Source organism: Halomonas sp. MS1 (assembly GCF_024182575.1).
Classification (GTDB): Bacteria; Pseudomonadota; Gammaproteobacteria; order Pseudomonadales; family Halomonadaceae; genus Vreelandella.
Genome location: NZ_CP098926.1, coordinates 884,530 through 895,900, shown reverse-complemented (window position 1 = coordinate 895,900; position 11,371 = coordinate 884,530). Strand labels below are relative to the sequence as shown.

Sequence of the window (11,371 nt, the reverse complement as noted above, 5' to 3'; positions counted from 1 at the left end):
GTTTAACCCCCTGTCATATTCATAAAGCGCACCACCTGGACATCGCCATCGGTCGTAAAGTGATGGCGCTCGGGCTTGAGCGGCAAGGCATTAATAATGGCGGTTTTCAACGCCTGCATATTGCCAGGATGTCGGCGCAGTACGGCACGCAAATCGACAGAGTGTTCATTACCGAGGCAGAGCAGTAGACGGCCTTCAACGGTTACCCGCACGCGGTTGCAGCTATCGCAAAAGTTGTGGCTATGGGGCGAAATAAAGCCAACCCGACTGCTGCTATCGGCCATTTTAAAATAGCGCGAAGGCCCAGGTGTGGTTTCCGTTGAAGGCATGAGCGGGTAGCGTGTCTCGATCAGCGCTTGAACGTCGTCACTAGAGTAAAAGGTCTCGGCCCGAGAGTGATCAGACACATCGCCCAGCGGCATCTCTTCGATAAAGCTGATATCCAGCTCTTCTTGGCGAGCGAACGTGACAAGGTCCAGCACTTCATCATCATTGCGCCCCTTGAGAATCACAGCGTTAAGCTTGATGCGTGAAAAGCCAGCTTCTTTAGCGGCGTGAATGCCGTCAATCACTTTCGCTAACTCACCTGTACGGGTTAGCTGTTTGAAGCGCTCAGGGTTAAGAGAGTCGAGGCTGATATTGAGCCTGCGCAGCCCCCCTTGATAGAGCCGTTTGGCGTGTTTGCGCAGACTGGCCCCGTTCGTGGTCATGGTGAAGTCGTTGAGCCCTGGCAGCGCGCCAATGTCGTCCACGAGCTGCTCAATGCCTTTACGCACTAGCGGTTCGCCCCCGGTTAAGCGGATCTTCTCAACGCCTAGCTCGGTAAACGCCTGGGCCACCATGGCAAGTTCTTCCAGCGTAAGCACCTGAGCTCTTGGCAGGAAGGTCATCTCTTCGCTCATGCAGTAAACGCAGCGAAAGTCGCAGCGATCCGTCACGGAAATGCGTACATAACTAACACGGCGGCCGAAATCATCAATGAGTTTTTCGGCAATTGGTTGTTTGGTCATTGCCACCTCGTCAGTGGTTGGATGCAGACTGCGTCGCCTGGCTGGGCGCCTGCTTGATCATCACCCAGTTCAATCAGGCAGTTAGCAGCTACCATCGAGGTTAAAATCCCAGACCCCTGCGCTCCGGTACTACGTACCTGCAGCACACCGTGAGCATCGCTTGAATAAATGCCACGTATAAAATCGGTGCGCTTTAGGCGACTTTTTAGCGGAGTTTGGGTAATGGCTGTTAAACGCCTCGGTGGAACGGGGGGTTGTTTTTGTAAACGTTCCAATAATGGCACTACGAATTGACTAAAGGTTACCATGACCGCAACGGGGTTGCCGGGTAAGCCGACAAATGGTTTGCGCGATTCACCCAGCCAGCCGCAGGCCATGGGGCGTCCGGGGCGCAGCGCCACGCGCCAAAAAGCTAATTGGCCTAATGTTTCCAACGCTTGCCTGGTGTAATCGGCATGGCCGACAGAAACGCCCCCACTGGTAATGACTAAATCACACTGCTTGGCTGCGCTAGCCAGGGCATTTTGAATGGTGGTGGGGTCATCAGGCAAAATGCCTAGATCCATCACTTCAGCACCCTGTTCGTTGAGCAAGCCCATCAATGTAAAACGATTGGTGTCGTAAATGCCTGCGCTGGGCAGCGCTTCGCCAGGGGGAGTGACCTCATTTCCAGTAGAGAAAATCGCCACCTTTGGGCGCCTGAAAATGCAAACCTCACCATAGCCCAGTGAGGCTATTAACCCCAAACAGGCGGCATCTAGCCGTGTGCCAGCTACCAGTGCTACCTCGCCTAGGGCAATATCTTCCCCCGCTTGGCGCACATGCTGACCATGGCTAACCCGGTCGGGGGAATCAATGGTGACACTACCGTCATGCTCACTAAGCTGCTCGCGCATGATAATGGTGTCGGTGCCTGACGGTAAGGGAGCGCCGGTGGTAATGCGTACGCACTGGCCGAGAGGTACGCTGCCTTCAAACGCCTGTCCGGCAAAGGCATCGCCTGCAATCGACCATTGGGTTTGCTGAGGTTGCTCATCTGGCCACGCCAGGGCGATACCATCCATGGCTGCATTGGTATTCTGTGGCACGTTAATTGGCGCGGTGATGTCGGTGGCTAAGCGCCTGCCATAAGCTTGGCTAAGCGCTACCGACTCTACCGCAACGGGCTGTTCAGCCAAGGACAGCAGTGCCTCTCGCGCTGCGTCAACGCTGAGCATTTGCTCACCGAGTTCGAAGCACGACAGGCTCATGGTATTTCCTTCGAGGCCGGATCTTTAAAGACAGTGCTTAGCGTGAGCTCCAGACGAGCTTTTTCTTCTTCAGTATTGAGATTGGCAAACGTTTCCGGGCAATCCGACATATCGACCTTGCACCATGAGTGGCGAGCGTACCAGCGGTCGATTTTACGTTCGCCAGCAGCCAGCGCATTCGCTAGGTCATCGGCAAGCGAGGCGCGCAGCAGCGCGACGACTGGGTGCAGGCGCTCGCCGTCAAACGCAACGGCGATATCGTGTTCACCACTCGCTGAGGTGATGCCCGCCACCATGCGCGCCACTAAGTCATTGGGTAGGGCAGGTGAGTCGCAGGGGGCAACCAGTAGCCAGGGCGTTTTAGCAGCGCGTAGGCCACTATAAATGCCCATCAAGGGGCCTTTAAAGCCGCCTTCCGCGTCCTCAATAACCCGGTTTGCAAACAGTGCATAGGCATCAGTGTTGCGATTGGCGTTGATCAGTAGTTCAGAGACATGGCCATCAAAGCGCTTAGCTACATGGGCCACGAGCGGTAGCCCCGCGAAGGGTTCAAGGCCTTTGTCACGCCCACCCATACGGCGGCCTTCGCCGCCCGCGAGAATCATGCCAGTGAGGGTTTGCGGGGTGATCATATACCGGCCTCCTTAGAGGTGCGCGCGCTGGGTGGTTTGGCTGGAATGGCATCTAACGTTAGGCGGTTAGCGGTATTAATCGCCTGGAAGTTTTTGCCTTTAGCCCGAGCAATCAGCATCACGCCGAAGCGTTCCGCCAGCTCCACACCTTTTTGGGTCACTCCAGAACGTGAAACCAGCACGCTGATCCCCATTTGCGCCACTTTCAACACCATTTCGGAAGTTAGGCGGCCAGTGGTATAGAAAATATCAGCACTACTGCTTTCGGCCTGGTTGAGCCACTGGTGGCCTGCCAGGGTATCCACCGCATTGTGACGTCCGACATCTTCAACAAAGTCGAGCACGCGGCTTTGCTGGCACAGCGCGCAACCGTGTACTGCTCCCGCGCTGCGATAGGTCTCGTTGTAGGTATTCAAATTGGCTAGCAACTGATAAAGCGTTGATTGCGCCAGCGGTGTCTCAGGTAACGCAGAGAGCGATGTTTGTTCCAGTAATTTGCCGAACACGGTCCCCTGACCGCAACCCGTGGTGACGGTACGGGTACTCAGCCGGTTGTCTAGATCATCAGGTAAATAATCGGTGACGACGGCGGCGGATTCCACCTCCCAATCCACCTGTACCGCCGATAAATCTTCCGCGCGGCGCAGTAATCCCTGGTTGCGTAGGTAGCCCACCACCAAGGCTTCTGGGTCATCGCCCAGCGTCATTAGCGTGACAATTTCACGCTTATTGAGATAAACCGTCAGCGCGCGCTCTGCGGCGATGGCTTGTTGGCGGGAGTCGCCGTAAGCATCCAGCACATCGATTGTCGTCGTGGCCGGTAAGCGGGCTCGGCTTAACTGAAGGGCGGGCATCCGCAATCCTCGTTGGAACCTAGTGAAGAATCATGTAACGCATACATGTAAATTATAATAGTTGAGTAAAACACTCTGAGTTGACGATGATGGCGCTCAAAAGGCTTACTTGTCTACCCATTCAAGGTCTAAGGTGGTCTATCCGTATGAGTGATAATCTGCGCTCTTTGAGCATTACCTTGGTGGCAGAGCCCAAGCAGGTGAGGGGCTTTACCTTAACGCAATGGCGTATCGCTGAGCTCACGCCAGGTGAGCAAGGTGACTATGTGCTTCGCCTTCAGCTGTCGATGACCGAGCGTGCGGCCTACCGCTTTAACCTTACGTCAGCAACCCCGCGTCTTTTTGTTCGCGCTGGTTTTACCGGGCAAGCGCCCAAGCCTAATGCTATTACCGCAAGCCAAGATGTCGCGGCGGGCTGGCTTGATGGTGAACAACAGGTACTCGAAGCATCGATGCCGATGGCGATTCAGGTATGGCTGGAAAGCTATTTAGCGCGTCATGGTGAAGCACCACCAGAAAAGCGCAAAAAGAAGCATAAGGGAGCCGGTCGGGCTAAAGAAACCCCGACCAAGGAGCAGCCCCAGTGAGCAGACTTGAACGCTGGTCACGTAAAAAGCGTGGCGTTGAAAGCGACGAAGCAGACGCAGCATTAGACAGCCCTCCCAACGACAGCACAGAGCCGACGTCAGAGCTAGGGCTGGAGGCCGATACGCTAAGTGCTACTTCCAGCGATACTGAATCGTTGGATGCAGAGGCTAGCGTCGATGACGCGCCCCCCCTTCCTGGCAGCTTGGATCACACCTTACCCGACCCTGATCACTTACCGGCAGGCAGTGATTTCAGCGCGTTCATGGTGCCGGGTGTTAGCGCTGCACTGCGCCGCCGTGCCCTAAAAAGGCTATGGGCCACCGGTAACTACAACGTGCGCGATGGTTTGGATGACTACGATGCTGATTATCGTCAGCAGCTTAAGCCTATGGCCACTGAACTGGCAGGCAAGCTTCGCCGCTGGGCAAACAAAGCGGAAGAGGCAGTCGATAGGCCCGCAGAAGCAGACGATGAGAACATCGCGGATGGCAGCATTCCTACCCCACCTGAAGACGTTAATGCCTGTACAAGTGATAGTGGTTTTGTACAAAAACAGCCGCTAGACGACCAGTCTGATTTGTCTGGCGATGAAGTAGACGAATGTATAAATAGGCAGTGATTGTTTTATAAACAATGGGTTGCTGTTGTTATGACGATGAAGCGTTGAGACGCCAATGCGCTTTAAAGTGGCAAAAAACGCCTAGGCACCTACGCTCAAGTTAGAGAAAGCATTAAGATATGCCATTAAAGTAAAAAAACATGACTTTTAATTATAAAAAAAATGACTTTCTGACCGTGAGAATGCATGAACCAACGAATCCAACTGGCATCGGTAGATGACCAGATTAACGTCACCGCCCGCGAAGCGGTACGCCAGCGTATCTCGTGGCCGGTTAACTTAACGCCTGCTAACGTGACTTATCACAGCCGTGGCCATGCGCTGTTGTTGGGTAATTCACACGAGGTTAGCCAAGCTGCCCAAGTGTTACAGGGTCGTGGCTTGGCATCGTTGACGCTGCTAACAACTGATGCTGCCGTTGATTTAGCGGCTGCCAGTGAGCCTCTCACTTGCCAAACGCTAACCGATACTCAGCAATCTCAACTGCGAATCACTGGTTATCTTGGTGCCTTTCGCGTTGAAATAGCGCCCGCGGATAGCGACACGCTCAATTTGGCTCAAGCACTAATTGAGCGCGACGTGTTTGATGTGGTGCTCGACTTAACGGCAGCAGGCATGCCGAACGCTACTCCTTCATGGGAAATCCCACCGCCAGGCTATGTGTGCCTGAATTGGTTAGCCCAAGAAGCTCGGCGTGGTGAGGTTCTGGAAAGCGTTATTGAACTCGTCGGTGAATTCGATAAACCGCGTTATTTCCAGGTTAATAGTGATCTCTGCGCACATTCCGCGAGTGGCAACGTTGGCTGTACTCGCTGTTTGGATGTTTGTCCTGCAGATGCTATTTCCAGCATTCAGGGTCGCATTGAATCGCGTATTGAGATTGACCCGTTCCTGTGCCAAGGGGTGGGCAGTTGTACCAGTGCTTGCCCAACCGGTGCGATTGAATTTCGCCTACCGGAAACCCGTCGTCAGCAAGACACCTTAGCGACTTGGCTGGCCGCCTACCGCGAGGCGGGTGGTCAAGCGCCTGTGATGCGCTTTGTCACCCATGACTTTCTGGATGCTGAACGCCAAGCAGGTGCTGTTACGCCAGGCCATCTGCTTGATGTCCCGCTTGAAGAGCTGGGTGCTGCTGGCCACGATCAGTGGCTTACCGCGCTGGTGAACGGGGCAGCTGAAGTGCGTATTCAGTTGCACGATGAGATGCCGCCTCGTTTAACCACGTTTATCACTCATCAAGTCGCCCAAGCCCACGGCCTGCTAGAAGCGCTGGGGCATGACACTACGCGGATTAAGCTGCTGCAGCCGGAACCGACTGATGAGCGCGATGCACTTCCCACGCTTACGCCCTTAACCGACGCTGCGCTGACCTTTACCGACCCCCATAAGCGCGCCCGCTTTAATCAAGTGCTAGCAACACTGGCGGCACTTGGAGCGCCTAGCAATGACCGGCATAGCATGCCTGAAGGGGCCGCTTATGGTGGCATTCAAGTAGATCGTGAAGCCTGCACGCTTTGTCATGCCTGCGTTAGTAATTGTCCGACGCCTGCATTGAAAGCAGGGGGCGATACACCCGCGCTAAGTTTCTTGGAGTCCGACTGTGTGCAGTGCGGGCTATGTGAACAGGCGTGCCCTGAAAGCGCGATTACGCTGCTTCCTGGTTTTTTGGCTGCACCGGAACGCGACACACGGCAAATTTGCCACGAAGAGGCGGCCTTTGAGTGCATTGGCTGCGGCAAGCCGTTTGCCACTGCCAGTACGATAGCAACGATCAAAGCGAAGCTGGCTAACCACCCCTATTTCGCGGGCGATGCACTAGCGCGGCTAGAAATGTGCGAGGACTGCCGGGTCAAAGATGTGTGGAAAACTATGATCCGTGACCCTGATGCGCAACTAAAGGTGTAAAGCAATGAGTGATGCAATGCCCACACTTAGCGAGACCGACGCACTGCGGGCCGATATTTATCAGCTTTTAGCCAGCCTGCTACGGCAAGCACCTGACAGTGAGTTATTAACGTGGCTAGCCAGCCTAGACATTGAACAAGACGGCAGCCGACTGGCTGAGTGTTGGGCAGCGCTCTCAAGTGCTGCTGGTCAAAGTAGTGTAGATAGCCTTCAGCGTGCCCACTTTCGCCTTCTTGTTGGCGTCATTCAGGGCGAGGTAGTGCCTTACGCGTCTTGGTACCGCAACGGGGAATTAATGGAGGCAGCATTAGTTGCATTACGTCAGGATCTTCGGGCGCTGGGGTTTGAGCGTAGCGAGCATACCCGCGAGCCAGAAGATCATTTGGCTGCTATATGTGAGGTGATGGCGATGCTAATTACGTCCCAAAGCAGCGAGCAGAGCTACTTTTTCCAGCAACACATTGCTCCCTGGTCAACGCACTGCTTTGACGACCTCTCTAAAGTAGACACTGTTTTTTACGCATCGCTTGGCCAGTTAGGCGGCGCGTTCATGGAAAGCGAGCAGGCAACGTTGAGCGAAAGAGCGGCCTATCAAGCGGTGCGGATTGTGGAGCCAACGACAACCGCAACTGACGCGGCGCGCGACGTCACACCGTGAGTGGCAGTGCGCAGCGGTAAGCGAATAATAGGGCCAGCAGGCCATGCAGAAGAATAAGGGCATGATAGAGGAGAAACCCATGCACTCGTCACACAACCCTGAGCGCCGCCGGTTTATGAAAACCGTTGGGCTAGGTACCGCCGCTGCCGGTGCGGCCGCTGCTGTAGGTCACGTCACGCTAGCTCAAGCCGATAGCACCACGTCGATTGAGCCTAAAAAACAAACAACGAACTACCACGAAACTGACCATATTCGCGCGTATTATGCGTCGCTGCGTGATTGACGGCGAAATGCCAGGAGAACTGCCATGCGTCTAACTCGCAAAACTAATACTCCCAACGCTTCAGGGCTTGGAATCTCCCGTCGTCAATTTTTAAAGCGTAGTGGCGTCGCCACCGGTGGCGTCGCAGCTGCGGGTTTTATGGGCGCGCCGATGATGCAGCGCGCCGAGTCGGCGAATAAAACTCCCGTATTAGACTCACCCGTTGAGACCAAGCGCACCATTTGTTCCCACTGTTCGGTGGGCTGTGGTGTCTATGCAGAAGTTCAAGAAGGCATTTGGACAAAACAAGAGCCCGCTTTTGACCACCCGATTAACCGCGGTGCGCATTGTGCCAAAGGGGCTTCGCTACGCCAGCACGGTCACTCCACCCGTCGTCTAAAATACCCCATGAAGCTAGTGGCGGGTGAATGGCAGCGGTTGAGTTGGGACGATGCGGTTAATGAAATTGGCGACAAACTGCTTGAACTGCGTGACGCCTATGGCCCCGACAGTGTTTACTGGCTTGGTTCGGCCAAGTTTAATAACGAGCAGGCGTACTTGATGCGCAAGCTGGCCTCCATGTGGGGCACCAACAACACAGATCACCAAGCACGAATTTGTCACTCCACCACCGTGGCAGGTGTTGCTAACACCTGGGGTTATGGGGCGATGACCAACTCGCTCAATGATATGCAGAACAGCAAGGCGATTCTGTTCATCGGCTCCAACCCGAGTGAAGCTCACCCGGTCGCGATGCAGCATATTCTCATTGCTAAAGAGCGTAATAACTGCGACATCATCGTCGCGGATCCGCGCTTTACGCGTACCGCAGCAAAAGCCAATAAATACGTACGCCTGCGCCCTGGCTCGGACGTTGCTTATATTTGGGGCTTGTTGTGGCACATTTTTGAGAATGGCTGGGAAGACAGCGAATATATCAGCCAGCGTGTTTACGGTATGGATGAGGTGCGCGCAGAGGTGGCTCAGTTCACCCCGAGTGTCGTGGAAGACATTACTGGCGTACCGGAAGCGGATATGTTCGATGTGGCTAAACGGCTTGCTGACAATCGTCCGGGCTGCGTGGTCTGGTGTATGGGCGGTACCCAACACACCACCGGTAACAACAATACTCGCGCGTACTGCATTCTAGAGCTGGCGCTGGGCAATATTGGTAAGTCCGGTGGTGGAGCCAACATTTTGCGGGGCCACGATAACGTACAGGGTGCTACCGACCTCGGCCTTGGCTGTGACTCGCTTCCCGGTTATTACGGGTTATCTGAAGGCGCATGGCAGCACTGGTCCCAGGTGTGGGATGTCGATTATGAGTGGCTAAAAGGCCGCTTTGATGATACCGAATACGCTGATGGAAAGCCGATGTACTCCAGCGGTATTACCGTATCTCGCTGGGTAGATGGTGTGCTGGAAGAGGATGAAAATATCTCCCAGCGCACCGCGCTAAAAGCAATGTTCTACTGGGGGCACGCGGTCAACTCGCAAACCCGCGGCGTGGAAATGCAAAAAGCCATGCAGAAGCTTGAGATGATGGTCATTGTTGACCCTTATCCCACGGTTGCCTCGGTGATGCATGACCGCTCTGATGGTGTTTATCTGCTGCCTGCAGCGACTCAGTTTGAAACTACCGGCAGCGTGACGGCAACCAACCGCTCTATTCAGTGGCGCGACAAAGTCATTGAGCCGCTATTTGAATCAAAGCCTGATCACGAAATTATGTACCTATTTGCCAACAAGCTTGGCTTTGGTAATGAGTTCGTGAAGAACTTTGAGATGAACGGCAACGAGCCGCTGATTGATGACGTGTTGCGTGAAATCAACCGTGGCATGTGGACTGTTGGCTACACCGGCCAAAGCCCCGAGCGCCTCAAAGAGCACCAGAAAAACTGGCATACCTTCAGCTTTCAGAACTTGCGTGCCCAAGGTGGCCCTGCCGACGGTGATTACTACGGGCTGCCGTGGCCGTGCTGGGGCACACCAGAGTTTAATCACCCTGGCTCACCCAACCTCTATGACACCAGCGTGCCGGTAATGGAAGGCGGTATGGGTTTCCGTGCCCGTTTTGGTATTGAGCGCGACGGCGTTAATTTGCTGGCTGAGGGCTCTGCGCCAGTAGGTGGCGAGATTGATGACGGTTACCCCGAGTTTACCGACCAACTGCTTAAAGACCTCGGTTGGTGGGATGACCTGACTGACGTTGAGAAAACGGCCGCGGAAGGTAAAAACTGGAAAACCGACCTCTCAGGCGGTATCCAGCGGGTGGCGATTGGTCGTGGTTGCGCGCCTTATGGCAACGCGAAAGCGCGCGCCGTGGTATGGACCTTCCCAGATGCGGTGCCGAAACACCGCGAGCCGCTATACACCACCCGCCGCGATCTGGTCGAACGCTATCCCACCTGGGACGACTTTGACTCAATTATGCGTCTGCCCACGATGTACAAAACCATCCAGGATCGTGACAACAGCGCTGATTATCCGATTATTCTCACGTCGGGTCGCTTGGTCGAATACGAGGGAGGCGGTGAAGAAACACGTTCTATGTCGTGGCTGGCCGAGCTACAGCAAGAGATGTTTGTCGAGATGAACCCCGCGGATGCTAATGACATTGGCGTACGTGATGGCGACGACGTATGGGTTGAGGGTGCAGAAGGCGGCAGAGTGAAGGTGAAAGCCTTGGTCACGCCTCGGGTTGATCGCAAAGTTGCCTTTATGCCGTTCCACTTTGGCGGCATGTTCCAAGGCGAGAGCTTGCGGGATCGTTATCCGGAAGGGTCTGCCCCGTACGTCATTGGTGAGGCGGCTAACACAGCCACCACCTATGGCTATGACCCGGTGACACTGATGCAGGAAACCAAGTGCACCATCTGCCGAATTGAGCGGGCTTAAGCCAATAACGTCTCGACCGACCTGACAGAGCCCAGCGTGGGTAAATGCCCGCGCTGGTGAGAGGAGAACACCATGGCTCAAATGAAATTTATGTGTGACGCCGAGCGCTGCATCGAGTGCAACGGCTGTGTCACCGCCTGTAAAAATGCCAACGATGTGGAGTGGGGTATCCAGCGTCGCCGGGTGGTCACACTTAACGACGGCGAAGCGGATGAGATGTCGATTTCAGTGGCTTGTATGCACTGTGACGATGCGCCATGCATGGCGGTATGTCCGACTGACTGCTTCTATAAAACTGATGATGGCATTGTGCTGCACGATAAAGACCTGTGCATTGGTTGTGGCTACTGCCTGTATGCGTGCCCCTTTGGCGCACCGCAGTTTCCACAACAAAATGCATTTGGCGAGCGCGGAAAAATGGACAAGTGCACATTCTGTGCAGGCGGCCCCGCCGATAGCAAAGAGGAGGAGTACGAGAAGTACGGCTCCAATCGCATCGCGGAAGGCAAGCTGCCGCTATGTGCGGAAATGTGCTCTACCAAAGCCCTTTTAGCGGGTGATGCGCAAGATGTTGCCGATATTTTCCGTCAGCGTGTCGTCCATCGTGGCCATAAAGATGGTGCTTGGTCGAATAACCCCCAGGCCAGTACTGACAACCTTGCCTACGATGCTGCCCGTAAAGGGTAAGGAGGCGT

Annotated in this window: 11 protein-coding genes; 7 read left to right on the top strand and 4 right to left on the bottom strand. The window is 54.8% G+C overall.

The features are described 5' to 3' along the window. Positions 1-2: 2 nt before the first annotated feature. From moaA to NF683_RS04125, 4 genes are read right to left on the bottom strand one after another with little or no spacing between them, the layout of a single operon-like run. Positions 3-1,010: a GTP 3',8-cyclase MoaA gene (gene moaA, locus NF683_RS04140; RefSeq protein ID WP_232471424.1), complete on the bottom strand. Its 1,008-nt coding sequence runs from the start codon at positions 1,008-1,010 to the stop codon at positions 3-5. Next, the gene (moeA, locus tag NF683_RS04135; RefSeq protein ID WP_253921334.1) at positions 1,007-2,260 is read right to left on the bottom strand and encodes a molybdopterin molybdotransferase MoeA; all 1,254 of its coding nucleotides are present in this window, start codon (positions 2,258-2,260) and stop codon (positions 1,007-1,009) included. Before moeA ends, moaA begins: the two co-directional genes overlap by 4 nt. Continuing rightward, complete coding sequence (mobA, locus tag NF683_RS04130) at positions 2,257-2,892, bottom strand: molybdenum cofactor guanylyltransferase MobA (RefSeq protein ID WP_253921333.1); 636 nt, start codon at positions 2,890-2,892, stop codon at positions 2,257-2,259. Before mobA ends, moeA begins: the two co-directional genes overlap by 4 nt. Further along, a complete protein-coding gene (locus NF683_RS04125) occupies positions 2,889-3,746 on the bottom strand; it encodes a formate dehydrogenase accessory sulfurtransferase FdhD (protein WP_089040653.1) in 858 nt (285 codons plus the stop codon). Before NF683_RS04125 ends, mobA begins: the two co-directional genes overlap by 4 nt. Before the next feature lie 146 nt (positions 3,747-3,892). Here NF683_RS04125 and NF683_RS04120 point away from each other — a divergent pair, with 146 nt between their 5' ends. The 7 genes from NF683_RS04120 (at position 3,893) to fdh3B (ending at position 11,363) form a co-directional block, all read left to right on the top strand. After that, positions 3,893-4,333 (top strand): DUF3305 domain-containing protein, encoded by a 441-nt coding sequence (locus tag NF683_RS04120; RefSeq protein ID WP_253921332.1) that lies wholly within the window; start codon positions 3,893-3,895, stop codon positions 4,331-4,333. Further along, positions 4,330-4,953 (top strand): DUF3306 domain-containing protein, encoded by a 624-nt coding sequence (locus NF683_RS04115; protein WP_253921331.1) that lies wholly within the window; start codon positions 4,330-4,332, stop codon positions 4,951-4,953. The genes NF683_RS04120 and NF683_RS04115 overlap by 4 nt, the downstream gene beginning before the upstream one ends. Before the next feature lie 186 nt (positions 4,954-5,139). After that, positions 5,140-6,858: a 4Fe-4S binding protein gene (locus tag NF683_RS04110; protein WP_253921330.1), complete on the top strand. Its 1,719-nt coding sequence runs from the start codon at positions 5,140-5,142 to the stop codon at positions 6,856-6,858. Between the two features lie 4 nt (positions 6,859-6,862). After that, on the top strand, positions 6,863-7,516 hold the full coding sequence (locus tag NF683_RS04105; protein WP_198349453.1) for a TorD/DmsD family molecular chaperone: 654 nt from the start codon (positions 6,863-6,865) through the stop codon (positions 7,514-7,516). 79 nt (positions 7,517-7,595) lie between these two features. Beyond that, the gene (locus NF683_RS04100) at positions 7,596-7,799 is read left to right on the top strand and encodes a twin-arginine translocation signal domain-containing protein (protein WP_089040658.1); all 204 of its coding nucleotides are present in this window, start codon (positions 7,596-7,598) and stop codon (positions 7,797-7,799) included. A 24-nt stretch (positions 7,800-7,823) separates the two neighbouring features. Beyond that, entirely contained in the window at positions 7,824-10,676 is a 2,853-nt protein-coding gene (locus tag NF683_RS04095; protein WP_253921329.1) for a molybdopterin-dependent oxidoreductase, read from the top strand. Positions 10,677-10,748: 72 nt separating this feature from the next. Further along, positions 10,749-11,363, top strand: a complete 615-nt coding sequence (gene fdh3B, locus NF683_RS04090; RefSeq protein ID WP_253921328.1) for a formate dehydrogenase FDH3 subunit beta — start codon at positions 10,749-10,751, stop codon at positions 11,361-11,363. Positions 11,364-11,371 lie beyond the last annotated feature (8 nt).